The organism is Staphylococcus pseudoxylosus (assembly GCF_003697915.1).
Taxonomy (GTDB): Bacteria; Bacillota; Bacilli; order Staphylococcales; family Staphylococcaceae; genus Staphylococcus; species Staphylococcus pseudoxylosus.
This window is the reverse complement of record NZ_RCVN01000003.1, coordinates 25,563-52,121: the sequence shown is the minus strand read 5'-3', so window position 1 is coordinate 52,121 and position 26,559 is coordinate 25,563. Positions and strand designations below refer to the sequence as shown.

The 26,559-nt window shown below is 31.7% G+C and carries 26 protein-coding genes and 1 pseudogene; 16 read left to right on the top strand and 11 right to left on the bottom strand.

All coding sequences use genetic code 11. From position 1 onward, the window contains the following. Positions 1-76 precede the first annotated feature (76 nt). Together yidC and D9V42_RS03325 are read right to left on the bottom strand one after the other, a co-directional pair. Positions 77-886 (bottom strand): membrane protein insertase YidC, encoded by an 810-nt coding sequence (yidC, locus tag D9V42_RS03330; RefSeq protein WP_122063080.1) that lies wholly within the window; start codon positions 884-886, stop codon positions 77-79. Positions 887-1,046: 160 nt separating this feature from the next. Beyond that, positions 1,047-3,068, bottom strand: a complete 2,022-nt coding sequence (locus D9V42_RS03325; protein ID WP_122063078.1) for a cation:proton antiporter — start codon at positions 3,066-3,068, stop codon at positions 1,047-1,049. A gap of 179 nt (positions 3,069-3,247) precedes the next feature. On the opposite strand from D9V42_RS03325, the gene D9V42_RS03320 reads away from it, so the two are divergent. Continuing rightward, a complete protein-coding gene (locus D9V42_RS03320) occupies positions 3,248-4,057 on the top strand; it encodes a metallophosphoesterase (protein ID WP_122063076.1) in 810 nt (269 codons plus the stop codon). 116 nt (positions 4,058-4,173) lie between these two features. Here the strand turns inward: D9V42_RS03320 and D9V42_RS03315 are convergent, their stop codons facing one another. Further along, positions 4,174-4,785: a C39 family peptidase gene (locus D9V42_RS03315; RefSeq protein WP_122063074.1), complete on the bottom strand. Its 612-nt coding sequence runs from the start codon at positions 4,783-4,785 to the stop codon at positions 4,174-4,176. A 187-nt stretch (positions 4,786-4,972) separates the two neighbouring features. Here D9V42_RS03315 and D9V42_RS03310 point away from each other — a divergent pair, with 187 nt between their 5' ends. After that, a complete protein-coding gene (locus D9V42_RS03310; protein ID WP_107554376.1) occupies positions 4,973-5,437 on the top strand; it encodes a GyrI-like domain-containing protein in 465 nt (154 codons plus the stop codon). Between the two features lie 171 nt (positions 5,438-5,608). On the opposite strand, the gene tcaB is transcribed toward D9V42_RS03310, so the two are convergent. Continuing rightward, positions 5,609-6,811, bottom strand: a complete 1,203-nt coding sequence (gene tcaB, locus D9V42_RS03305) for a putative multidrug effflux MFS transporter TcaB (protein ID WP_107554377.1) — start codon at positions 6,809-6,811, stop codon at positions 5,609-5,611. A gap of 284 nt (positions 6,812-7,095) precedes the next feature. On the opposite strand from tcaB, the gene D9V42_RS03300 reads away from it, so the two are divergent. Beyond that, positions 7,096-7,476 (top strand): GtrA family protein, encoded by a 381-nt coding sequence (locus tag D9V42_RS03300; protein WP_122063072.1) that lies wholly within the window; start codon positions 7,096-7,098, stop codon positions 7,474-7,476. 334 nt (positions 7,477-7,810) lie between these two features. Continuing rightward, positions 7,811-8,680, top strand: a complete 870-nt coding sequence (locus tag D9V42_RS03295; protein WP_122063070.1) for a cation diffusion facilitator family transporter — start codon at positions 7,811-7,813, stop codon at positions 8,678-8,680. A 469-nt stretch (positions 8,681-9,149) separates the two neighbouring features. Here the strand turns inward: D9V42_RS03295 and D9V42_RS03290 are convergent, their stop codons facing one another. Continuing rightward, positions 9,150-9,527 carry an aggregation-promoting factor C-terminal-like domain-containing protein gene (locus D9V42_RS03290; protein ID WP_122063069.1) on the bottom strand — a complete coding sequence of 126 codons (378 nt, stop codon included), beginning with the start codon at positions 9,525-9,527 and terminating at the stop codon, positions 9,150-9,152. 371 nt (positions 9,528-9,898) lie between these two features. Here D9V42_RS03290 and D9V42_RS03285 point away from each other — a divergent pair, with 371 nt between their 5' ends. Continuing rightward, complete coding sequence (locus D9V42_RS03285; protein ID WP_122063067.1) at positions 9,899-10,585, top strand: 2,3-diphosphoglycerate-dependent phosphoglycerate mutase; 687 nt, start codon at positions 9,899-9,901, stop codon at positions 10,583-10,585. A gap of 210 nt (positions 10,586-10,795) precedes the next feature. Here the strand turns inward: D9V42_RS03285 and D9V42_RS03280 are convergent, their stop codons facing one another. Continuing rightward, positions 10,796-10,900: a putative metal homeostasis protein gene (locus D9V42_RS03280; protein WP_107530011.1), complete on the bottom strand. Its 105-nt coding sequence runs from the start codon at positions 10,898-10,900 to the stop codon at positions 10,796-10,798. A 221-nt stretch (positions 10,901-11,121) separates the two neighbouring features. Here D9V42_RS03280 and D9V42_RS03275 point away from each other — a divergent pair, with 221 nt between their 5' ends. Together D9V42_RS03275 and D9V42_RS03270 are read left to right on the top strand one after the other, a co-directional pair. Beyond that, entirely contained in the window at positions 11,122-12,567 is a 1,446-nt protein-coding gene (locus tag D9V42_RS03275) for an MDR family MFS transporter (protein ID WP_107556257.1), read from the top strand. 30 nt (positions 12,568-12,597) lie between these two features. Then, positions 12,598-12,933, top strand: a complete 336-nt coding sequence (locus tag D9V42_RS03270; protein ID WP_122063065.1) for an ASCH domain-containing protein — start codon at positions 12,598-12,600, stop codon at positions 12,931-12,933. A gap of 160 nt (positions 12,934-13,093) precedes the next feature. Here the strand turns inward: D9V42_RS03270 and D9V42_RS03265 are convergent. After that, positions 13,094-14,325 (bottom strand): annotated as a pseudogene (locus D9V42_RS03265) (aminoacyltransferase). A gap of 237 nt (positions 14,326-14,562) precedes the next feature. On the opposite strand from D9V42_RS03265, the gene D9V42_RS03260 reads away from it, so the two are divergent. The 4 genes from D9V42_RS03260 to D9V42_RS03245 all read left to right on the top strand — a co-directional run bounded on the left by D9V42_RS03260 (position 14,563) and on the right by D9V42_RS03245 (position 18,033). Further along, complete coding sequence (locus D9V42_RS03260) at positions 14,563-14,931, top strand: cystatin-like fold lipoprotein (protein ID WP_122063063.1); 369 nt, start codon at positions 14,563-14,565, stop codon at positions 14,929-14,931. A gap of 42 nt (positions 14,932-14,973) precedes the next feature. After that, the gene (locus D9V42_RS03255) at positions 14,974-15,576 is read left to right on the top strand and encodes a DsbA family protein (protein ID WP_122063061.1); all 603 of its coding nucleotides are present in this window, start codon (positions 14,974-14,976) and stop codon (positions 15,574-15,576) included. A gap of 226 nt (positions 15,577-15,802) precedes the next feature. Continuing rightward, entirely contained in the window at positions 15,803-17,347 is a 1,545-nt protein-coding gene (adcA, locus tag D9V42_RS03250; protein ID WP_122063059.1) for a zinc ABC transporter substrate-binding lipoprotein AdcA, read from the top strand. Positions 17,348-17,517: 170 nt separating this feature from the next. Next, complete coding sequence (locus tag D9V42_RS03245) at positions 17,518-18,033, top strand: YceI family protein (protein WP_122063057.1); 516 nt, start codon at positions 17,518-17,520, stop codon at positions 18,031-18,033. 193 nt (positions 18,034-18,226) lie between these two features. Here the strand turns inward: D9V42_RS03245 and D9V42_RS03240 are convergent, their stop codons facing one another. Further along, entirely contained in the window at positions 18,227-19,006 is a 780-nt protein-coding gene (locus D9V42_RS03240; RefSeq protein ID WP_122063055.1) for a hypothetical protein, read from the bottom strand. Next, positions 18,996-19,334 carry a PadR family transcriptional regulator gene (locus tag D9V42_RS03235; protein WP_122063053.1) on the bottom strand — a complete coding sequence of 113 codons (339 nt, stop codon included), beginning with the start codon at positions 19,332-19,334 and terminating at the stop codon, positions 18,996-18,998. Before D9V42_RS03235 ends, D9V42_RS03240 begins: the two co-directional genes overlap by 11 nt. Positions 19,335-19,477: 143 nt before the next feature. Here D9V42_RS03235 and D9V42_RS03230 point away from each other — a divergent pair, with 143 nt between their 5' ends. The 3 genes from D9V42_RS03230 (at position 19,478) to D9V42_RS15235 (ending at position 20,811) form a co-directional block, all read left to right on the top strand. Beyond that, entirely contained in the window at positions 19,478-20,071 is a 594-nt protein-coding gene (locus D9V42_RS03230; protein WP_122063051.1) for a helix-hairpin-helix domain-containing protein, read from the top strand. Next, complete coding sequence (locus D9V42_RS03225; protein ID WP_122063049.1) at positions 20,072-20,545, top strand: SRPBCC family protein; 474 nt, start codon at positions 20,072-20,074, stop codon at positions 20,543-20,545. A gap of 89 nt (positions 20,546-20,634) precedes the next feature. Then, positions 20,635-20,811 (top strand): hypothetical protein, encoded by a 177-nt coding sequence (locus tag D9V42_RS15235; RefSeq protein ID WP_167456079.1) that lies wholly within the window; start codon positions 20,635-20,637, stop codon positions 20,809-20,811. 54 nt (positions 20,812-20,865) lie between these two features. On the opposite strand, the gene D9V42_RS03220 is transcribed toward D9V42_RS15235, so the two are convergent. Both D9V42_RS03220 and D9V42_RS03215 read right to left on the bottom strand, forming a co-directional pair. After that, positions 20,866-22,308 carry a 6-phospho-beta-glucosidase gene (locus tag D9V42_RS03220; RefSeq protein ID WP_122063047.1) on the bottom strand — a complete coding sequence of 481 codons (1,443 nt, stop codon included), beginning with the start codon at positions 22,306-22,308 and terminating at the stop codon, positions 20,866-20,868. A 24-nt stretch (positions 22,309-22,332) separates the two neighbouring features. Continuing rightward, a complete protein-coding gene (locus tag D9V42_RS03215) occupies positions 22,333-24,219 on the bottom strand; it encodes a beta-glucoside-specific PTS transporter subunit IIABC (RefSeq protein WP_122063045.1) in 1,887 nt (628 codons plus the stop codon). A 172-nt stretch (positions 24,220-24,391) separates the two neighbouring features. On the opposite strand from D9V42_RS03215, the gene D9V42_RS03210 reads away from it, so the two are divergent. Together D9V42_RS03210 and D9V42_RS03205 are read left to right on the top strand one after the other, a co-directional pair. After that, positions 24,392-25,093, top strand: a complete 702-nt coding sequence (locus tag D9V42_RS03210; protein ID WP_122063044.1) for a GntR family transcriptional regulator — start codon at positions 24,392-24,394, stop codon at positions 25,091-25,093. A gap of 420 nt (positions 25,094-25,513) precedes the next feature. After that, positions 25,514-26,332, top strand: a complete 819-nt coding sequence (locus D9V42_RS03205; RefSeq protein WP_107555345.1) for a formate/nitrite transporter family protein — start codon at positions 25,514-25,516, stop codon at positions 26,330-26,332. Positions 26,333-26,559 lie beyond the last annotated feature (227 nt).

Below are 26,559 nucleotides of genomic sequence, written 5' to 3'. Positions count from 1 at the left end.
AAAGAAATTTTTCAATTTAAAAAATTATAAAAAGCAATAATATTAAGTGGGTAAATAACAAAGTTTTAAAATACATTTAAGTCAATTTACGCTCATCTAACACATCTTGAAGCTGTATTGCTTTGTTGCGTGCAAGTTTACCGTAATAAGCATGCGCAAAATGCATTTGAATAATTAAAAATAATCCACCAACGGTCCAATATAGTCCAAGTGCTGCAGCAGAATGTAGGGAAATATACGTGATAAATATAGGTGATAAAACCATTAATACATAGTGTGTTTTTCTTTGATCTTTAGGGTAATGACGTGCATTTACGAATGGTTGGAAGAAATATACTACTGCTGCAATTAGTGAAATCCAAAAATTTGGTTCGGTTAAGTTAAACCACAAAAAGTCTGGATAACGATCAATACCATCTCCTGTAGGATACTTTAAAGTTATTATTAAGCCGAATAATATAGGCAATTGAATCAGTATAGGCAAACATCCTAGAACATTTTTTAAAGGATTAATGTCATATTGTTTATAAAAATCTATTAACGATTTTTGTGCTTCGTTTTTTTCTTCTTGTGAATTTGCAATTTTAATATTGTTTCTTAACTCATCAATCTGCGATTGGACAACTTTTGTTTTTTCACGCATCATATGCATGTTTTTTACTTGTGCAAGCATAAAAGGAAGTAGAAAAAGTCTTATTAGTAACACAATTGTGATGATTGCTAAACCATAATTATCTCTGTATAAATGTCCTAATCCATGTAACAACATGTCTATGGGTTGGACAAAAATTGAATAAAATAAGCCACTTCTAGCTCCATCTTTAGAATAATCACAACCCGTTAAAAACAAGGGGACTAATAGTACCAAGATCCTTTTCCTATACATGATATATTTCCTCCAATTAATGTATTATTAAATATAACTTTAACACAATTGAAATGTGAATTTAAGGCTATAAAAATACAAAGTTAGCTGTATACTTTATATTGCAATAATGAAAAAAGTCACTACCCTCCATTTGAAATAGGGTGTAGTGACAGTCGTTTTATCTTGAAGTTAAGATGATTTCATTGTAATTAATATGTTCTCTTACTTGTGCAGCAACATGCGCATCTATTTGCTTATTTTGGATTAGTTCATCAAGATATGTTCTCTGGATGTATAATCCTTCTAATTTATGCGCTTCAGTGATTGTGTCTGGTGTTTCATTTTGTGTTTTACGATTTCTTCTGATCCTGTGAAGTCTGTTGTAATACTGGTTTAAAACAATATTTACTTCTAATACGTTTTCGTTAGTTTGCTCTTCCTTTAAACGCAGTGCAACATTATGATGTACGATACGCATAACTTTCTTCACTTCTTGAAAATTCGATTTAAATTGCTTTAATTGTGAACTTTCTACATGTTTCTTTGCTCTCCATCTTAAGATTAACATTTTAATCACAACTTTAAATTTATGAACAGCTGATGATTCCTTAAATTGTTTTGAAGTTTCTATAGCTGAGCGATAGTTCAAAATCGTTTGACGGTCAACTTTATTTTGAGTTACTAAACGTTCTAACGTTTCTGTCTCTATTTCGCTAGCAATTGTTTCTAGTCGTTTTACTTCTTTAGCATTATTTTCTTCAGGTGTCATCTGCAGTAAGAAGAATAGTTCATCAAAATAATCAGAAATAACGGTACTATAATTTGTTGATGTGTGTGTGTTAGACTTTGTTTTAAAATGTTTAATAACATGTTGTACTATATAAATTTTGGCAACCGCATAGCTCATAGTGGTTGATGTTGATTTCTCTTCCGAAGGTGTAATAATAGGTAGCACGATTTGAGCCATGACTAAACTAATAATTACCATTAATGAGGCAATAAATAATAAATCATTTTTATAAGTAAAGGTTTGTTGTTGGGCTAATAATGTAGGCAATGTTAATGCCATAGATAGAGAAATTGTTCCGTGGATCCCACACATTGTCATAATGAACGCATAGTGTGCACGTTTTGGCGGTACTTCATATTGGTCATTGAGATAAGATTGAATGTTATTTGGATAGTAAAATTGTTTGAATAATATAAAGACCCATATAAAACGGAAAACATAAATAGCTAGCGCAATTAGTAATGTTGTAATGATCAGGAATATAATGTTTTGCGGTTCGTCTTTGAATATTGCGGAAACAACTTCAGGTATAATATAACCTAATACGACAAAGACAAAGCCATTAAGAACATAACTTAATGTACTCCATATCTGGTTATAGTTCATTTGTAGTTCGGTTTGAGCACGAATCAATCGTTCACGTTCAAATCCATGTATTAAACCAGCCACTACAACTGCAATGATACCCGATGCATGCAACATTTCGGAGATAAAATAGACGACGAAAGGTGTTAATAATTGAATGAAAATCATTGTATTACCATCTTTAAGACCTTTGTGCATAGAAAGATAAACACGTAGTCGTACAATCATAAAGCCAAAAATTGCACCTATCAATATGCCTAGAATCGTTGAAATAATAAATTGTTCTATTGCATCGAATGCAGAAAATGCACCTGTAACAAGTGCTGTAACAGCAATTTTGAAAGAGATAATACCAGCAGCATCATTTAATAACGACTCACCTTCTAAAATAGTTAATGCACCCTTCGGTAGAATTTTACCTTTAGTAATAGCTTGTACAGCGACTGCATCTGTTGGGCATAAAATGGCTGCTATTGCGAAGGCAGCAGGCATTGGTAACTCAGGCCAAATCCATCCAATGAAATAACCTACACCTATCACAGTTGTAAATACTAACGCCATTGCCATTAAAATAATAGGTTTGCGATATTCTAACAGTTTAGACCGAGATACATGTGTCCCCTCAACAAATAGTAATGGGGCAATCACAGCCATCATAAATACTTCTGGTTCAAATTCAAAATGTAAAGGGATGGGAAGGATATATAAACAAACGCCTAACCCAATTTGAATGAACGCCATAGGTATCTGTGGAAACTTGTTATGTATAATTGAACTTATAATTACTGCAATAATAAATATTAAAAAAGCTTCTAATAATAACATACTTACTCCTTATTTTTTTGATTGTTTTATATTACCATTATCACAAAAGCATAGATAGTTATTTTTTTGGAAATATAATAGACTTCAATACTTAATTAATTTATAGGCGCATGATTTAAAAGTGAATATAGAAATGTGTCATAATAGAGCTGTTAAGATAATAAAGGATTGTGATTGTAATGAAAATAGGTGTCATATCAGATTTGCATATTGATCGCCACAAGAAATTAACACCAGAGGATTATACCCACGAATTAGTAAAAGTCATACAGAAGCGAAAGATAGAATGCTTACTTATTGCAGGAGATATTTCTAATAATTATAAGTTAACGCATCGATTTATCAATGATGTAGAGACGCAGTCACATATAAAAATACTATTTATTCCAGGAAATCATGACTTTTGGGCTACAGATACGGATGCATCGTCCGCTGAAATTTTAGAGTACTATATGAATATGGAAGCGTGTTTGATAGGGAAACCTTATCACCTCAATGACTCATGGGCGATTGTTGGTAATACAGGTTGGTATGACTATACGTATGCAAGTCCAGAATTTTCACTTGAGCGCATTGCTCGTAGAAAATACTATGGTGCCACTTGGCAAGACAAAGTCAAAATAGATTGGCCTATGGAGGATAGAAAGCTATCAGCTATTGCTGCAAAACAAACAATTAAAGATATGGAGCAAGTGAAACATAAACGTATTATTTTAATGACGCATATTGTGACACACCCTAGGTTTGCTGTGCCAATGCCTCATAGAATATTTGATTATTTTAATGCTTTTATTGGGACTTCTGATTTTGATGAGGTTTATCAGCGATATGATATTCGATATAGCATTACGGGACATGTTCACTTTAGAAAAGCCTTTGAAGAACAGGGGATAACATATATTTGCTCGTGTCTTGGTTATCAAAGAGAATGGCGTTCTGATAATATAGAACAAGAAATTAATCATGCTTTATATACAATTAACGTATAGTGAAATAAGCGACCATAAATGGACATGGTCGCTTATTTTATTGTAATTATCTATAGCAGCGCCTAATATGACTATTTGATAAGTGACTCATTTGTGCTAAGCCAACGCAAAAGTAGTTATGGTTGAATATGAAAACTCAAACGACCAGGTGCGTCATAACTTTGCGCTAACTTTGCTTTATTAATTTTTATTATTTGATATTTATTCGGCATTAGTGCTGGAAATACAATTAATTTTCCTATATGAGACCAAAGTGGATCGATGTAATAGTAATGATCATCATCATAGCCAATGAGTAAAGTGACATGAATATTAGAGACCAATTGAGTAGGTTGATTATCAAATTTATAAGTACGACGCAAAGGTCGCTGTCCGAGTACAGTATGATAAATAACAACGGGTTGACCATTGTCTAAAACTGCACATAAATCTGTTAACGACTGACCAGTACTATCTACAATTTTTTGGTCATATCGTTTGAGATGTGGGACGAGCGCGGAAGGGAAAATAGTTTGATGGTGTCCCCATTTAATCCATAAGTGATGTCCTACGTATCCTTTATAAGGGTTGTTTTTATGTTTAGGCCAATGCTTCATTATTTGAGTGGAGGGTATTTTGTGCTGATTGAATTGTAACATCATTGCTGTGGATACACCTTCACAGCCCATAATCATTGGTATTGGAAATAATTGACTAATTGGTTTAACAGGTAATATATTTAATTTCATGATGATGCTCTCCCTAATGATTTGTACTTCAATGTAAAAATAAAGCAATTTTACATTGTATTTATTATATAGCTATTCTTAAAAGTTGCCTATTAAGATGCTTAACCTAATATGACAATAGCTTAGAATAGATATTGTTAAGATGTTTTGGTTATAATAGCATAAAAAAGAGGGTGGGAGATTACATATGAAACATAGAATTGAAACACTACCAACGTTGTCTGTATTAGGAGAAAAAAGAGAATATGCCACTGGACAAAAAGCACAAGAAAATATTTTTATGTTCTGGATGGATTTTGATGAAAGTGGCAAAAAACACGATTTATTAAAATTAGGTAATGAACATTTACCAGGCCTATTAGGAGTATGTAAACCACTTGATAACGGAGAAATGCATTATTTAATAGGTGTTACGAGTGATGAGGATGATGAAATATGGCAACAAACAGAACTAGCAAGTGGGAGATACCTTGTATTTGATGCTGAAGGACCAGTGCCAGGTTCTATAAAAAATGCAATGGAATCTATTAATAGACATATTTTACCAACATTAGATTATGAATTGCGAAATGCGCCATTTTTTGAGTTTTATAAAGAAGGAGAAATTAGAGCTGAGGATTATATTACAGAAATCTGGTTACCGATTGTTTAAATTAAAAGGAAAAGCTTAATTAAAAAAGGGACAGGATACAAATCAAAAAATTTAAAATTGATTTAGTATCCCTGTCCCATTAAGCGTGGCTAAGGTAGAAACCATACATATATATAATTTTTTTATCTTAGTTATTTTGACGAGCTAATCGATGCTGTTAACACCATTAGATTACACATTTCGCTTCAGCATGATAGATTTTAATAGTATTTCCAATAAAATAATTAATATAGCAGTAATAGTTAAGATAATGAGATAAGGCATAACACTATATTCACCTTTTAATCCAACAAGAGGAGACATAATGCCACCTAAAATAAATTGGAATAACCCAAGCAAACTTGATGCGTTACCACTGCCACCTGTTCGAGATTCCATAGCTAATGTGAAACTTAAAGGACCAATTCCTGTTACAGGACATACATTAAGGAAAAAGGCGATGATTAATACCCACAATGGTAAATGGAATATAAGTGTGAAAATAATCAACACAACACCTGCAATTTGTATTAATGTCAGCAGAACAAGGAGAAAATAGCGATTGATATATTCAACGAGTAAGGCGGTTAATTGACTCATAATAATTAAGCCGATACCATTTAACGCGAATAAAATACTAAATTGTTGTGGTGTCATATCGTAAATTTTCTGCGTAATAAACGGTGCGGCAGAAGAAAAACTAAAGAGCATCACATAGGTTAACCCTTGCAATAGCATTGGAATGATAAACGCAGGTTTCTTTAGTAGATACCCAAAATCTTTAAATATTAAGGAAAAGTTAAGTTTGGTAAGATCTGTATCTCTCGTTTCTTCCATTTTAAAAAACGCAAAAATTAATATTGCAAAGCTGACAATGGTTAAAATTAGGAAGATTGCTTTCCAATTTGAAACGCTTAAGGCATACCCGCCGATTAAAGGTGCAAGAATAGTGATAATCCCATTAACAACTAGTAAAGAGGCGAGTCCTTTTGCTAAAGACTTTCCTTTATGCTGATCGCCAATGGATGCTTTGGCAATGACGATAGCACCTCCGCCAGTTAACCCTTGTATAAGGCGTATTATAAGTAACAGTGTTAGTGATGTTGTAAATACTGCTATTAATGAAGCAATGACGTATATTGAAATAATAAGTAATGCTATTTTTTTGCGACCATATGCATCAGATAATGGTCCAAATGTAAATTGTCCAATTGCAAGTCCAATCATAGCAAACGACAGTGTAAGTTGTACTTGTGAAGTAGTTGTACCAAAATCACTCTGTACATTTGGTAGTGAAGGGACGTACATATCTATTGTTAAAGGCCCAAAAGTAGTCATAATACCTAACATAATAATGACCATCAAAGGTAGTTGGCGATTTGTAATTTTATCCATATAAAGTACTCCTTTAAGCACAGTTAGTTACGTTATTATAATAAAAAATTGAATGTTCAGTAACTAGATTATTATCGCACACGTGAATATAAATGCAATGACAAAATTACATATTTCATGCGTGCACATTGTTTAAGATATTATTTTTAATATATAATACAATATATTATGTTGAAATACTGATTAATAAGCAATATATTTTTAAGACATATCTCAAGTTGGTAGACAAGTTATGTTTTATTGTAGTATGGACATTTTAGATTGTCACACAAAGGAGAACATTGATGCATTTAACCAAGACACAATATGAAATTATAAAATTTATTCTTGTTGGTGGTATGAACACCTTTAATTATTACGTGGTTTATTTATTTTTATTAAAGTTAATTGATATCAATTATTTAGTCAGTCATATCAGTGGATTTGTTGTTAGTTTTATAGTTTCTTATTATCTCAATTGCTATTTTGTATATAAAGTAAAACCGACATGGCGCAAATTTATTCAATTCCCATTAACTCAAGTTGTTAATATGGGGATGCAAACCCTCTTACTATATATATTTGTTCAATGGTTCCACATTTCATCTGTGATCGCACCATTTGCTGGACTTATTATTACTATACCCATTACATTTGTACTTTCTAAATATATATTGAGAGACTGATATTAAATGAAATGTTGACGAAAGAGCATTGTATGATTAAGCATTATTAGTTGCCTATCTGTATTTATGGAGGGGCTGTAATAATGCTTTTTTATTTAATACTGTGATATTTTAGAAAATATCCAGCAGAACGCTGATAGAGATACCTAGAGGAGCGTTTGTAAATTCGAGATTTTGATTTTAATTTTTGCACAATTTAACAGTATAATTTAGGAATGGCTAAAAAATTAATTAACTAAAAAATATTAAATAATTTTATAATAAAAAATGTTGTAAATATGCTTGTGATAGGTCATAATATATAATCCAATATCAATTAAGGTGGATGTAGCACATGACACAAAGTGAGAATTTAAAACTTGCACAAAAAGGTGCATATCTGAGTTTAATCGTCTATATTATACTTTCTATTTTGAAATTTATAGTAGGGTATATTTATGATTCGGCGGCAGTAAGAGCTGATAGTATCAACAATATGACTGATATTATTGTCTCATTAGCAGTTATTATCGGATTGAAAATTTCTATTAAACCTGCAGATAAGAATCATCCCTACGGTCATTTGAAATCCGAGAATATTTCATCATTATTGGTTTCATTTATTATTATGTTTGTTGGTATTCAAGTAGTAATTGAAAATTTACCCAACATATTTTCTAATGAACACAGTACACCGAATGCGATTACGATTTATGTCAGTATTATCAGTGGCGTGATTATGTTAGTCGTTTTTATTATCAATCAAAAGCTTGCCAAACGTACAAATAGTAGTTCACTTAATTCTGCGGCAAAAGATAATTTATCAGATGCTTTAGTTAGTATTGGCACCGCGATAGGTTTAGTTTTTACTCAGTTTGGTTTACCAATCATTGATACATTATTAGCAACAGTCTTAGGTTTACTGATTATATATACAGGTTTCGGTATTTTCAAAGAGGCTATATTTACATTAAGTGACGGATTTAATGAACAGGAGCTAGAAGCTTATAAGAATTATGTGTTAGACATTGAAGAAGTGATTGATGTTCATACTATTAAAGGTAGATATCATGGAACCAGTATTTTTGTCGATGTAACAATCGTTGTAGATTCAGACTTATCATTAGAAGAGGCGCACCATATTTGTGATAAAGTAGAACAACATATGCATGGTAAAGGCATATCATCTGTGTATGTGCACCCTGAACCTGCTTCAATACAGTAAAACTGATTATTATTATTATAAAATATATCATTTATCAAGCTCATACAACTGAATAGGTATATAGTATCAACGCTAAAAGCTAATATAGTGTGTTGCGTTGTAGTGAATCAAAACAGAAGATAATATGAGTTGAGCCATGTTATAAGATTAATATACAAGGCACCTCGTTAATTTAGTTTAGTAGTGTTTATTAAACTAAATTAAGGAGGTGCCTTATTTTTTTAATGTATTTCAATGTAAAATTACATATTAATGTGACGTATTTTGGCGAGACTCTTGAGGGAACAGGACAAGTAGAAGACTACAGGTTGAAGCTGTCCCTTAAGAAAACGAGCCAACAATACGAAATATTGAATAAACAAAAAGAAGCACTCAGATGAATTAATTAAATCATCTGAGTGCTATTTTTCTGGGATTGATGTCCCAGCCTTTGATTATATTATTTAAACCTAGAAATTAGGTATTATACTTACCACCAGCCGTTAGCTACACGGAAATCAATTGCTGCGTCAATTGAACCATAACGTTCTTCGGCATAGTTAATCATACCTTTAGTTTGTTCTTCAACTGATCCAGTCCCCCAAGACTCTTTAGTTTGTCCTAAACCTCTATAGCCTAATTCATTTACAGCATCTGGGTTACCGCTTGATTCTGGCATTACAATATTGTCCCATAATGCTTTAGTACCACCTGCTTCAATAAATTGATCGTACACATCATTTGTTGATTGTGTTGTTTGTTGTACAGGTGTTTCAGCTGCGTCAGCTGTTGATACATTTGAGCTTACGCCCAATCCAGTTGCTGCAATTGTAATCGATGCGAAAGATGCTAATAATAATTTTTTCATTGTTAAAAATCCTCCTAATTGATTTTACCTGTGTCAGAAAATGAACTATACAGGTTTATATATTTCTTATAGTTATGTGTTGTATTTACTTGTTTATTCTTAATTTCTTAATTCAACGTTTACAACTATAACACTATAAAAAAGCGCGTAGGTTACAGTGAAATAAAAATAAAGTATCTTTTGTGAATAAAAGAAGACATTTATTTCAAAAATGTGTGTAAATTGTTATAATTTTAATATATAGAGAATCAAGATAAATATGTAAATGCCTTTATAAAAGCATTTATGATATATTTCATAAATTATTTTTGTTGTAACATTTCTGTAAAAAACAGAAGAATTATATTTTATTTAATGAAAGAAGGAATAATATGCCAAAATTAATTTTATGTAGACATGGACAAAGTGTTTGGAATGCTGAAAATTTATTTACGGGATGGGCAGATGTAGATTTATCTGACCAGGGTAAAAATGAAGCTATTACTTCCGGTAAAAAATTAAAGGAACAAGGTATCGAAATTGATATTGTATATACTTCTTTATTAGAAAGAGCAATTAAGACTACGTTTCACCTGTTAAATGAATCTAATCAATTGTTCATCCCAGTTATAAAATCTTGGAGACTAAATGAAAGACATTATGGTGACTTGCAAGGTCTGAATAAAGATGATGCACGTGAAAAATTTGGCGAAGAACAAGTACATATTTGGAGACGCTCATATGACGTTGCGCCACCTAAACAAAGTGAAGAACAAAGAAATGACTATTTAAATGATAGAAAATATGAACATTTAGATAGAAGAGTTATGCCTGAATCAGAAAGTTTGAAAGATACGTTAATAAGAGTAATACCATATTGGAATGATCAAATCTCCCAACAACTTTTAGATGGTAAAACTGTGCTCGTTTCTGCACATGGTAATTCATTGCGTGCACTTATTAAATATTTGGAAAATGTATCTGATGAAGATATTATTAGCTATGAAATAAAAACAGGTGCACCATTAATATATGAATTGACAGATGATTTACAAGTAATAGATAAGTACTATTTATAGTGAAAATAATAAATAACGTTTATGTGAAAAAGTCCGAGGCATTGATTTCATGTCTCGGACTGTTTTATGTGTTTTAACACATGTATATTTGATTGTTCAGTTATGATTTAAGGATTGAGATTGGGCTTATCAAATCTTTTTAATAACTGTTTTAAGATTAGGGAGATTACCACCAAATTAATGATCTGTAATAAATAAGGATTTAGTGCATTATTTAGCACGCTTATGTTGTTGAATAATCTTACGTGCACGTTTTCTTGTTTTAATGTTTGGGCTATTCAAGTTACGTCGCGCTGTTTGTAAATCTAATTTCATAAATTATGACCTCCTTCACAGAAGTAATTATGGATGAAATATACAGTTTTGTAAATAGGAATTATTACGATTTATTCAAAAACAATCACTTTTATTAATGATATGTAAAAATTACAATATTTTTGAGTATTTTTAATGTTATATTTTCAAAATATATGTATAATGCACCAATGTGGCTAATTTATCAAAGGCTAAACTATAAGAAAATGTAGGAGATAAAAATGACTCAAAAAACTAAAATAATAATGATATTGATGATGTTGTTTGGTGGTTTCTTTGGACTTTTAAATGAAACATTATTGACCACAGCATTACCAAGTATAATGAAGGACTTTAATATAGATTATACGCAAGTACAATGGTTAACTACAGCGTTCTTGTTAACTAATGGTGTCGTTATACCATTATCAGCAATGGTGATACAACGCTTTTCGACAAGACAAGTGTTTTTAACAGCAATTTCAATATTCTTTATTGGTACAATGATTGCGGGCTTTAGTCCGAATTTTACAGTTTTATTAAGTGCAAGGATTGTTCAAGCACTTGGTTCAGGTATCATGATGCCTTTAATGATGACAACGATATTAGATATATTTGAACCACATGAACGTGGTAAATATATGGGGACTTTTGGTCTAGTGATTGGTTTGGCTCCAGCAATTGGTCCAACTTTATCAGGATATCTTGTTGAATATTTTGATTGGCGCTCATTATTCCATGTAGTTGCTCCAATTGCAGCATTGACGTTTATAGGTGCATTTAAGTTTGTGAAAAACGTAGGAACAAATAGGAAAGCACCGATTGATATCATATCCATTTCCTTATCAGTATTAGGATTTGGCGGACTTCTGTACGGTACAAGTTCAATTTCACGCGACGGATGGAATGATCCTATTGTTTTAACGTCAGTAATAGGAGGTATAATACTTGTTGCGATTTTTATTTTCCGTCAAACAAAACTAGAAACACCATTACTTGATTTTTCAGTATTTAAAAATAGTCAATTTGCAGTAGGTATTGTTATTATGGCATTTACAATGATATCAATGATAGGTTCTGAGACTGTACTGCCTATGTTTGTCCAAAATATAATGAATGATTCAGCACTTCAATCAGGATTGATATTATTACCTGGTGCAATCGTCATGGGGATTATGTCTGTAGCTTCAGGTTTCTTATATGAAAAGTATGGCGCGAAAATATTAGCATTTATCGGGATGCTCATCGTAGTAATTACAACTTCATACTTTGTTATAATGGATGAAAATACTTCCGCAGCAGTACTAGCAACTGTTTATGCGATTCGTATGATTGGTATTGCACTTGGATTAATGCCATTAATGACACATACAATGAATCAATTATCTCGTGATATGAATGCCCATGGTTCATCTATGACTAATACAGTGCAACAAATATCTGCTTCAATAGGGACAGCAGGTCTGATTACAATCATGAGTCAAGTAGCAAAAGACTTTACACCTAATATGAGTGATTATAAAGGCATGGGTAAAAAAGAAATGGCTATGCAAATACAACATGAAGCACTTTTAAGTGGTTATCATGCAGCCTTTTGGTTTGCTGTAATTATTTCATTTATTAGCTTAATTAGCGTGTTTATGTTGAAAAGTAAACGTAAAATTGAACAAGAACAAGAAAATTTATAATAATGGAGCGTGAGCCTTATAGAACATTCGATGAGATTAAATGATGAACCATTTCAATTAGTAAAAGAAGGTACAAAGACCATTGAAGTGAGACTGAATGATGCTAAAAGACAGGAAATACAAAGTGGAGACTTTATTACTTTTACAAATTTAAAATCGGCAGAGCAAATAACAGTTGAGGTTATTGGAGCCGAAGTATTTACATCGTTTCAAGCTCTGTTGACTCATTATTCAAATCAAGTGACTGGCTTTAGCAATGATATACAACTATCACAAAAATTAGCATCAATTTATCAGATATACTCACAAACAGATGAGTTGGCTTATGGAGCGTTAGCGATTGAAATTCGATTAATAACCAAATAGTTTCAATCGTATAAAATAGACTAAATGATATAACTCAAAACACCCATTCATTACTTTAGTATGTAGCTAAAAGTTGGCTTTCAAGCCTAACCTTTAAGCAATACATAGCTATAGAAAGAATGGGTGTTTTTTATAGAAATGGTTATATCATATTAACTTGTTATAATTTACCTATTAATTTTCCTAATTTGTATAATACAGGTCTGACAGGTTTTACAAAGTCACCGATATATTCTTCAACGTGCGCGTTAAATCCTTTTTTAAATTGCTGTACACCGTAATCAATTGCGGTATCACTAAAATCACCGGTAATACCATAAAAGTTATAACGATCAATACCGTGTGCTTTAGCGAATTTTATCATTTCCCATTGTAATTTATAAGCACCCATATATGCATTGTATGTAGGATTTGAACCACTAGATAGGTAATATAGTTCATAATCATTATAAATATAAATAGCAGCAGCTAAGTCCAATATTGAACCATCGGATACTATAATAGCTTCTGTATCGTCAATTTTACGCTGCGTACTAGTGATTTGTTGTCTGAGTTGTGTTTGTTTCGATTTTTGTTTTTTAGAATTTGGACTTTCTATTAATGCTTCTTGGACATCAATCAATTGGTTTTGTAGTGAATCTAACTTTTTAATTAAACTATCTTTATATTCATTCAAGTCAATATATGCTAATTGTATAGACGCGTAACCTTGATAGTCTTTTTGTAATTGTTCAAAATATTGCTGATCTCTAAACTAAAGCCATGTTTTTCTTCAGCCATGTGAAATAATTTGAAAAAACGTGCTGTTTCATCGATGGGTAATTGACGAACTTTAACTCCCATTTCTTCAGTTTTTTTGATGTTACGTCGTGTTTGATAATCCATTTCTTTCAATAGTTGTTGTTCTGATTTATCTTTTAAATCCAGTACAGATAACCAACGAATCTGGCTGGATTTTGAATAACCTACAGGAAAACCTTGATGACGGTATCCTAGTTGCTCTAACGTAGATATTAACATTCGATTATCATATGACTTTAATATTTCACCATCGGCATTCCTTAAATTTTCTAAGATATAGGGGTCAAGTAAGACATAAAGACAATTATGTTGTTTTAAATAAGTTGTTAGTGATTTAAAGAAAAAGTTAACTAATGTAATATCAGAATAATCTAGTATAGGACCTCGTTGACTATAAAAATATTTGAAAAATTTGAGTGCTCGCGCCTCTGTAAACATACCTGCAGCAATGACATCCCCAACGTCATTTTTAACGCCTAGTAAATGCGCTTCATATTGAGCTTCATAATTGATACGTGTTTGGGTATAATGTGAAAAGTTTTTTTGTGTGAATTTTTCGAACTCTCCAGGAGTAATTTCCACAAATAACATTGTTTTCCCTCCTTAAATGACAATATTACAATAATAAGTTGTGTGATATGTTTTCATTATACCAAAATATTGTTTTATATCATAAGTTTTGCAACGCTTTTTTATGGGAAACCATGTGTTTAATAACAGATTAATATAGTATATTTTATATATTCGGTGTATGATAAGATTTACGGTGACAATGTATATTAAAATATCTACTTGAGGTAGATATGTTTTAGGAGTGAGTTTTATACTATGAAGAAGATATTGATTTTACTTGCTATATTTGGACTGGTACTTGCTGGATGTAGCAGTGGAAAATATGCTGATAAAATAGATAAGGCAGTAAATAAGCAACAGCAATATCAAAAAAACCTTGCTAATCAACATAAAGGCGATGTCGAGCGTAAATTCGATAAAAAAGATGCTAATATCTACGTTAATGAAAAAGGAAAACACGTTACAATTGCTTATAAACCATTAAAAAATGATGAGGAAGTTCATTATTATACTTATAAGTTTAAAGATGGAAAGGCCAAATATATAAAAGATTTTAATTCTAAAGGTTACTTGCATAAACATGAACCAGACTATAAAGAAGAAAATATGAATCTGGAAGAATAACAAAAAAATAAAATAATGAGTTAGAGGTGTACTAATAGGAATATGAAAAAGTTATGGTTATGTATGGGATTAGTAGCTATTATGATATTAGTCACAGCATGTTCAAATGATCAACATGTACATAAAAATGATAAAATGGATGAAAATGGCAAAATTAAAATAATCGAATACGGTGATTTTAAATGTCCATACTGTAAAAAGGTAGAAACTAATGTAATGCCTAAATTAAAAAAAGAATATATCGACCAAGACAAGGTAGATTATCAATTCGTAAATATGGCATTTTTAGGTGATGACTCTATTATAGGTTCGAGAGCTGGTCACGCGGTTCAGCACGTTGCACCTGATCAATATTTAACGTTTCAAAAGTTAATGTTTGAGCAGCAGCCAGATTCTGAAAAGGAATGGATTAATAAATCATTAGTAGATAATCAAATAGATAAATTACCGATAAACCAAGATATGAAAGATAAAATTAAAAAGGAATATACAACGACAGACAGTAAATCTTGGAAGGCTGCAAAGAAAGATCAACAGCAATCTAAAGAAAATCATGTTGAAACAGCACCAACTGTATATGTTGGCGGTGAAAAATTAGAAGACCCTTATAAATTTAAAAATTATAAAGAAATATTAGATAAATAAACATAATTGTATGTATAATATACAAAAAAATACTAAAATTTATAATAAAATGTTTTATTGGAGTGGCATAACTCGACTTATTAGGCTATATAAGTCCAGTTATGTCGCTTTTTTTAATATATTTTAAATCGTAAAAATTACGATTAATTCTCTATTTGCTATTGCACTTTAGAAAAAAGGAGCTTATAATTATAAATCGTAATAATTACTATTTGGGGGTTTAGAAATGAAAAAATATACATATATCATGTTTAGCTTGATAGCTTTAGTAATGGTGCTAGCAGGGTGTGGCAAAGCTGATTCTGATAAGGGAAACGAAAAAATAAAAGTTAATACGACCGTATTTCCTTTAAAATCATTTGCTGAAGAAATTGGTGGCAAACATGTAGAAGTGGAGTCTATTTATCCAGCGGGCACAGATTTACATAGTTATGAACCAACGCAAAAGGATATTATAAATGCTTCAAAAGCGGATTTATTTGTGTATACTGGCGATAATTTAGATCCTGTTGCAAAAAAAGTTGCAGCTACAATTAAAAAAGATGACAAGAAATTATCTTTAGAAAATAAATTAGACAAATCACAATTGCTCACTGATCAACATAGTCACGGTGAATCTGAACATGAAGAGGAGCATGAACACGAACAGGGTGAACACCACCATCATGGTGGATATGATCCACATGTTTGGCTAGATCCTCAATATAATCAAGTTTTTGCAAAAGCAATTAAAGATGAATTGATTAAAAAAGATCCTGATAACAAGAAGTATTATGAAAAAAATTACAATAAATTAAATGACGAATTAAAAAACATAGATGAGAAGATGAAAGAAACGAGTAATAAGAAGCAGGGCAACACTGTATTTATTTCACATGAATCTATTGGTTATCTAGCTGATAGATATGGCTTTGTTCAAAAAGGCGTTCAGAATATGAATGCAGAAGACCCATCACAAAAAGCACTTACTAAAATTGTCAAAGAAATCAAAGAATCAGGTGCCAAATATATATTATACGAAGATAATGTATCTAATAAAGTGACAGATACTATAAGAAAAGAAACATCAGCGAAACCATTAAAATTCTATAATATGGAATCATTGAATAAAGAACAGCAAAAAGATGAAAATTTAACTTATCAAAAATTAATGAAAGAGAACATTAAAAATATTGATAAAGCATTAAGTGACAATATCCATAGTGATGATGATAAGCATGAATCAAAACATGATAAGGCTATTTCTGATGGTTATTTTAAAGATAAACAAGTTAAAGATAGAGCATTATCTGATTATAAAGGAGATTGGCAATCGGTTTATCCTTATCTCAAAGATGGCATTTTAGACGAGGTGATGAAACATAAAGCTGAAGATGATGACACTATGACTACTAAAGCATATAAGGCATACTATGATAAAGGGTATAAAACAGATGTAGATAAGATAAAAATTACTGACGATACAATTACATTTAACAAAAATGGTAAAGATATCACTGGAAAATATAGTTACGATGGTAAAGATATTTTGAAATATGAAAAAGGTAATAGAGGCGTTAGATACACATATAAATTAGTAGATGATAATAAAGCATTACCAAAATATGTTCAATTTAGCGATCATAATATAGCGCCTAAGAAGACAGAACACTTCCATATTTTTACAGGTAATGACAAAGATAAAGTGTTAAAAGAACTAGATAACTGGCCAACTTATTACCCTGAAAAATTAACGGAAACTGAAATCAAAGAAGAGATGTTGGCGCACTAAAAATCATTATACCTACATTTAAATTTTATATTTTGAATGCATAAATTTCTGTTTAAAGGGAATAAAATTTAAAGTAACAAAGAAAATAAGCTTTTATGGTTGATATATATTATATAGTTGATATCATTAGTATATCAATAAAACTTAAATACTTTGGAGGTATATTTATAATGACAAAATTTAATTTTGACCCAGCACATTCAGTAGTTGAATTTTCGGTTAAACATTTAATGATATCTAATATTAAAGGTAGATTTACAGAATTTGATGCAAATTTAGAGGGTGACTTAAATGATTTAAGTTCATTATCAGGTGATTTCACTATCAACGCTAATTCAATTGATACACGTGTAGAAGATCGTGACGGTCATTTACGTAGTGGAGATTTCTTAGATGTTGAAAACCATCCTGAAATTAAATTTGAATTAACAAAAGCGGATGATTCATCTGTTACAGGTAATGTAACAATTAAAGGTGTAACAAATGAAGAAACTTTTGATTTATCATATGAAGGCCAAAGTAAAAATCCATTAAATGGTGCTACAACAGCTGGATTTATCGTTAATGGTAAAATTAATCGTGAAAAATATGGAATTACATTTAACCAAGCACTTGAAACAGGTGGCGTTATGATTGGTAAAGATGTATTATTCCAAGTAAGTTTAGAATTTGCTTTAGAAGACTAATACAGTTTTTAAATATAGTAGAATGAGTCATAGTCATAATACTTATTCTCAAAACAAAGGACTAATCCGTTTTTTTAATTCGGATTAGTCCTTTTTATATAAATATCTTATGATTTTGACTGTGCATGGATGCTTGCGCGATGGTTCCGCGATGGTTACGCGGTAGTTCGAGTTTATCTTCTCTCACTTATACTTACGATTGATTTGGGTCATTTAACTTTTTGTCGCGATAATATTTGATAATTGTATAAATGATAAAACTCCAAGATATAATCAGTAAGACAATTGAAGAAATAATTACATAGTCTTTGTTCGTAAAGTCACCGCCTGTAAATACTGTACCAATCAGATTGGGTATGCATAACAATAGAATAAGACCAGCATAAAATTTTTGTTTTAAAATAAAGCAAGTCAGCATTGTTAATAATAAGAGCGTTAATCCTAGTGTGAAATTCGTTGTTTGATTAGGTGACCAAATTATATAAAGCGGGTAGTTGCGTAATAAGTATTCACTTAATATATATATACCAAAAATAGCTGCAGATGAAATTCCAATAATAGTATAAGTTATTTTGCTGTCTCCCCAGCGCATAATTACTTTTTTGGCAAAGTATAAAATAAAGATAAATGATCCCAAAAAAATAAAGAGGAAATAACAAATTAAAGCAACCGTTAACTGAAAAGAATTATCTAACATTCTAGGAATTGTCGTCATAATAAACATGAAGGATATGAAATATAAAATATATTTGAACAAACCTTGTGTCATATTTAAATGTGTTGAGAATTTGTCTGCGTAAGACTTAATAGGTGTGTTTAATAGAGCGTCGATATTTTCATTATTTTCTTCAGCAATTGTAATATGGTCCCGTAATTCCTCTTCAATTGTATTTACCTCATGTTCATCTTTCCCACGAAATAATAATTCGATTCTTAATTTTAATAAGAAATCTTCTGCTTTTTTACTCAACATCATAAACACTCCTCATTAAATTGTTCATACCATTATTTAAATAGTTCCACTTGTAAATAAAATTAGCTAATTCTTCTTTGCCTTCTGTTGTGATACTATAATATTTACGTTGTGGACCGCCTGTATTTGATTTTCTTGAATTAGAAGTTATATATCCTTTTTTACTTAATCTTAATAATACGGGATAAATACTACCATCACTAATTTCAGGGAATTGCTGAGATTTCAATTTGTCTAAAATTTCATAGCCATAAGTTTCTCCTTGAGCAATTAGACCTAAAATTGCACCATCTAACAATCCTTTCATCATTTGATTTGAAACTGACATGACATCCCTCTTCTCACTATCTTACTATATAAGATAGTAAAGGAAATTAGGTTTGTCAACTATCTTTTATAATAAGATAGTTGAGGTGGAAATTAATTGTTACTAATTTGGGTATAGTAAGCATAAAAGAGGAGGTCGATGCTATGTCCATAGATTTACCAAAGATAGGTAAACCAGCAACTAATGCTTTGCATAATCTAGGGGTGAAGTCATTAGAAGCGGTATCTAAATACGAGCGTACTGCCCTACTAGGTATTCATGGAGTTGGTCCTAAAGCGATTGAACTTCTTGAAGAAGCATTAAAAGCTAATGATTTGAATTTTAAAAATGAAACAAACTTTGAAGTTCCATTTGAGTTAACAGGTGATTTGTCTTGTGATAATGCGCCAAAGAGAAGGACAATGTTAACATTTATAATCGCTTCAGCGACAGTTGATAAAAAGAAATTATCAAACTTAGTTACCAATGACTTTGTATGGGAAGTTCCGGGTAGCTTTAAGTTAGAAGGCTTTGATGACTTTTATAAAGAGCTTGAAGATCATCAAGTTAATATTGCCTCTCTAGAAGTAAAGGATAATATTTCACATGGGAAAGTTGGCGCGATACATGGAACTCAAATAGCACAAGATGGCTCAATAGTGTACTTTACAGACATTTTTAAATTTGAAAGTCACAGTAAAGATGCTAAAGTTAAAGCTATCACATCATATATCATTATGAATGAAGGAGAATCTTAAATGAGTATTCAAATAGACGAAAATAAAATCATTTTTACACGAGACTTTAAAGCAACAGCCCAAAAAATATTTAACGCTTATACAGATCAATCATTGTTTGAAAAATGGTTTCACCCTCAAGGCGCTACCACAGAAGTATATAAATTTGATGTACAAACGGGAGGTGGTGCATTTTTTGCAATCCGTGCACCTCAAGGTACAAGTTATACAGTGACGCAGTATAACGACGTTGTTGAACCCCAAAAAATTGACTATAATGATTATTTTGCTGATAAAGATGGCAATATAGATGAAAAGATGGCAGGTATGCATAATATCATTCATCTGACAGAAAATGATGATGGTACTACAACGCTTCAATCTACAGCCGAATTACCAGACCCTAAAGCAGCACAACAGTTGTTGGATATGGGTGTTGAAGAAGGTATGAATAGTACTTTTGACAACTTGGCAAGATTAGTTGAAAATAACTAAAAGCATAAAAGTCAAAGAAATGTTAAAAATGTCGCAGTTAGGACACCACTCTTTTAGATATAATAGGGAGTGAAAAGAGGTGTGTCTAAATGAAAAAACGATATATTAAAGTACTTGGATTATATTCTTTTAGTACTTTTATACCAGCTATCATAGCAACTGAAAAATTAGTACCCAATCATACATTGAAATGGGTATTACGTACATTAGCTGGATATGGTATTTTTGACTATGGATTACACATATTAAGTAAGTTTAAACAATAATAAGAAGGGCCGAGACATATATTTATGCTTCGGTCCTTCTTATTGTGCATATATTTAATCTAATAATTCACCATTTGATTCAATAACTTTACGATACCAATCAAAGGATGCCTTTTTCTTCCTCTCTAACGTGCCGTTACCTTCATTATCTCTGTCTACGTATATTAAGCCATAGCGTTTCTTCATTTCACCTGTAGTAAATGAAATAATATCTATAATGCCCCAAGGTGTATAGCCTATAAGGTCAACGCCATCTTCATCAACAGCAGCAATAGCAGCATCAATGTGCGCTTTTAAATATTCAATACGATATGAATCGTTAATTTCTCCATTATGGTTTATCTCATCTACTGCGCCGAAACCGTTTTCTACTATAAATAATGGAATTTGATAGCGGTCATATAATATATTTAGCGTGTAACGTAAACCTGTTGGGTCAATTGCCCAACCCCAATCACTTTGTTGAATATAAGGGTTATCTACTGAATTAGCTAAACCGCCGTTTGTAACATTTTCGCCAGTGTATGCTTCAGCGTCGTGTTTAACAACTGTACTCATGTAATAACTAAAGCCAATGTAATCTACAGTACCTTGATTTAAAATTTGTTCATCACCATCTTGCCAACCTATGTCGTAACCTTTACGTGCGAGCATTTTGTTTGCGTAACTTGGATAATAACCACGTACTTGTACATCAGGGAAGAAGAAGCGTAGGCGATTTGCTTTAACTGCTTCCATCATATCTTCAGGATTTGATGAGTAAGGATAGATTGCGACATGAGAAATCATTAAACCAATTTCAAAGTTTGGATTGATTTCTTTACCAATTTTAACTGCTTTTGCGCTAGCGATAAGTTCATTATGGGCAACTTGATATAAAACTTCTTCAGGGTTTTCATCTTCCTCAACAATTACACCTGAGTTGGTCCATAAGAAAATAGGGTTGTCTGTATCCATTTGGTTATTAATTTCATTGAATGTCATCCAATACTTAACTTTATCTTTATAACGAGTGAATACTGTTTCCGCAAAATGTGCAAAGAAGTCTGCTACTTTTCTATTTCTAAAACCACCATATTCACGTGCTAGGTGTAAGGGCATTTCGAAGTGAGATAATGTGATGACCGGTTCAATATCATATTTTAATAATTCATCAAACAGGTCATCGTAAAATTTTAAACCTGCTTCATTTGGTTCAGTTTCATCACCGTTTGGGAAAATACGAGACCAAGCGATTGAAGTACGTAAGCATTTCAATCCCATTTCATTAAATAGAGCGATATCTTCTTTGTAGCGATTATAGAAGTCGATACCAACATGATTTGGATAATATTTATCAGGTTCTACATTTTGAGTGATTTCACGTGCTTTACCATGAGCGCCACCGGTCATAACATCTATGACACTTAGTCCTTTGCCATCTTGATCATAGCCACCCTCAAATTGATTGGCAGCGAGCGCGCCACCCCATAAAAAGTCTTTTGGTAATTTTGTCATTTTTAATTGCCTCCTAGTAGATTATTATTTGTTAATGACAGTGAGTAATTCATCGTTTGTAGTTATGTTTGATTCTTTTGTTGCTATAGTCTCACTAAATTCAACAGAATTAGTTATAATAACAGGGATAATGCTGTCATAATTTTTTGAATCAAGTAAGGCTTTATCGAATTTTAATATCTGTTGACCTTGTTGTACTGAGTCATTTTCATTAATTAAAATGTTGAATCCTTCTCCGTTCAATTGAACAGTGTCTAAACCAACATGAATCAATAATTCTACTCCTGTTGAAGAAGTAATCCCTATAGCATGTTTACTGGCTGCAACCATACTTACAACACCATCAAAAGGGGCATGGACGGTTTGACCTTCAGGTTTAATAGCTATACCTTCTCCCATCATACCTTCAGCAAATATAGGATCGTTAACCTTTGAAAGCGATACGACTTGTCCTTCAATAGGTGCATAGGCAATCGTTTCTAAAGGCGTGTCTGTGTTTTGAACATTAGTTGTTGAGTCGGTTTTATTATCAACCTCTTCAGTTGTATCGTCCCCATATCCTAAAAATTGAATTAAAATAATCGGTAAGAGTATAGCAACCATTGATCCGATTATGATTCCCCAAATTGATGAAGGATTATCAGCACTATAACCGTTAACGATTGTAATAGGTCCTGGTAAGCCAGCGTATGCATAGTATTTAGGATTAAAGAAACTAGCGATAAAAGCACCAATTGCACCACTTATACATGCGATAATAAATGGTTTTTTGAAGCGTAAGTTAATCCCATACATTGATGGTTCGGTAATACCGAATATGCCTGTAATACCTGCTGATGAAGCTACACGTTTAATCTCTGTACGCTTAGCCTTGATTAAGACGCCTATAACAGCGCCAATTTGTGAAATTACAGCAATGGTTTGGAAAGCTTGGAAGGCATCGCTTTGATGTTGTTCAAAGTTAGCTAGTACCATAGGTGTAATCCCCCAATGTACTCCGAAAATGACAAATACTTGCCATAAACCACCAATAAGGGCACCTGCTAACCATGGTGCGACGTCTACAAGATAATTAAATCCTCCTGCAATACCATGTGCAGCTATTGTTGTGATAGGTCCAATAACTAGTAATGTAATTGGTACCATGATGACAATACTTAAAAATGGTGTGAATAAAGGTTTAACCACATCATGAATCCATTTATTCAAATATTTTTCAACGTAAGAAAGTATCCATACTAAGAATAGTGGTGGTAAAACAGAAGACGTATAACTTGTTTCTGTTAAAGGGATGCCGAACAGTTTGATTGCTTCTCCATCCTGTATCCTTTCAATTATGTTAGTTAAATCAGGACTAACAAGTGCAGCAGTACAAGCGACAGCGATATAGACGTTGACATTGAAATGTCTAGCAGCTGTCATAGCAATAAATATTGGTAAAAAAGTGAAAGGTGCCCAGGACATAAAGTTAAATACTTCATAAGTCCCTGTGTCTTTAAACGATGGAATAATAAGATTTATGACAATTAATAAACCTTGTAAAATACCTGCTGCAGCTAAAATATAAATGAATGGTGCAAATACTGCAGACATGGTTGCAATGACTCTATTGAGTATAGAACCTTTGTTGTCAGAGTGATCATTGTTATCGTTTTGACGTTCACCTGTTAAATCTTCAAAAGATTTAAATACTTCACCAACATTATTACCAATTACGACTTGGAATTGTCCGTTATTTTCTACGACTGTGACAACACCTTCGATTCCTGATACCTTTTGTTTAGCATCAGGAATTGATCTTTTTAATACTAAACGTAATCTCGTAGCACAATGCGTACTATTGACAATATTTTCTTCACCGCCCACTGCATCTAAAATGTGTTGTGCCAGTATCTCGTTTTTATCAGCCACATGCTTCAACTCCTTAATATACGCACACAAATAAAATGTAAGCGTTTCATTTAAACTTCATTATAATTATACCGGTATAATTTGTAAAGACCCTTACAAAAATATAATTCAGTTTATTTATGTCGTGTACATGTTATAATGAATTGAATTTATAATTTAAAGGAGTAAATATATGCTCAAGTATGAACAGATTGCGCAAAAGATTAATATATTTATAGAAGAAGGGCATTTTCAAGCAGGGGATAAATTACCAAGTGTTGAAACTTTAAAAGAGCAATATCAAGTGAGTAAAAGTACAGTGATTAAAGCTTTAGAAGTACTTGAGAAACGAGGATTTATATATCAAGCTCGGGGCAGTGGCATTTATGTACGTAATAAACAAAGAGAAGGCTACCTCAATCTATTCTCTACCGGAGGATTTAGTGATGAGATTGTAGGTCTAGAAGTGACTAATAAAGTCTTGAAAGTAGAGGAAGTGACCCCACCTGAAAGTGTTCAACAAAAATTAAAACTACAAGGTGACGTGTCAGTTTATTTACTAGAGCGTATCGTATACGTAAATGGTGATATTCTTTGTTATGAAAGATCTTATTTTAATAAAGATATCGTATTATTTTTAAATGAGTCGATTGCTGAGCATTCTATTTTTAATTATTTAGAGCAACATCTAAAAGTTAAAATCGGTTTTTCTGATATTTATTTTACCGTAGACAAATTAAATGCGTCAGATGCAGACAAGTTGGAATTAGCAGCAGGGGATCCTTGTTTAAATTATGAGCAAGTATTTTATACCACGACAGGGGTTCCATTTGATTGTTCTCATTTACACTATCATTATCAAAATGCCTATTTTTATATACCTTCACAAAAATAAAATGCTTGTGTGATGAGCTTTACTCAATGTATTAAATGAGTCGTAAACAGGTAGCACAAGCTTTTTATAATTGGTTAATGACATCTTTAAAGGTGACGACATCATTTTCTAGCACGTGTAGCATTGCTATTGTTACTGTTTACAATAAAATAACTAGACCTAGGCACATATTTTGTGCCTAATAAACTAAGCATATGTATCGACGCTGAAAACCGTATGTTTACAGTAATAACGCTTAACTATAAACTTGTGTTAGTTGTTTATACGCATGAAGTTTACGCTGATTTTGCAAAATCGCAATAAATTAAATTTATAAAAAATTGCTGAATACACTATTAAATATCAAGCGAAACCAATATAATATGGTTATTAGTATAGAAAAGTGTTGAAAAATGAATTACAAGAGGTGCTTACATGTCAATGATAGATAATAACAAGGCTATAAAAGATACATATATGTCGAATGAAACTATTGAAAACATAAACAACCAAGTACAAATGAAAGAAGTTATGTTTAATCAGACGCCAGGACGTTATGCGCTTAAATCTGTGATGTCAGGATTTTTGTTAGCTATTGTTACAGTATTTATGTTAGGCATCAAGACGCAGTTTGCTGGAACAAATGAAGGTTTAGTTAATTTAATGGGGGCAATTTCTTTTAGTTTAGCATTAGTCTTAATTGTATTAACACATTCTGAATTATTAACGAGTAATTTTATGTATTTAACTGTCGGTTGGTATTATAAAATGATTGGTATGAATAAAGCATTTGGAATTATGCTTGTCTGTTTCTTCTTTAACATTATAGGTGGTCTTATACTATTTGGATTAATGAAATTTACACCTATTATGACAACAGAAATGGTTAACAGTTTAACTAAAATGGTTAATGGAAAAACAGTTGATGCGACGTGGTACGCTATTTTAGTGAAAGCTATTTTTTGTAATTTCTTTATTAATATTGGTATTTATGTGTCAATTCAATTTAAGGATGGTTTATCTAGAGCATTCTTTATTGCTTGTGGTGTAGTTGTTTTTGTATTTATGGGCTATGAACATGTTGTATTTAATGCTGGATTGTACTCAGGTATGATTTTTTATGATTTTGACGCCGTGGCGTGGTTACACGTATTGAAAAATATTATATTCGCATTTATTGGTAACTATATTGGCGGTGGTATTTTTGTTGGGCTTGTATATGCATATTTAAACGGTAGAAGAGATAGTTTGAGCAATTAATTTATCTTTAACTAAAATACTAGTTATGACTTTAATATGATATGACAAAGTTGAAGTTGAATCTTAGCAAGCAAATTAAGTAATTTAAATACTGAGCATCTCTCGAGCAGTGAGGTAACGAAAGTTTATTCATTAAGAATAGATGATTGTTTCACTGCTCTTTATTTAATTTAGGTTTATAAAACGTATCGATTGACTCAATTATTAAGAAGCCATATTGTATTGAT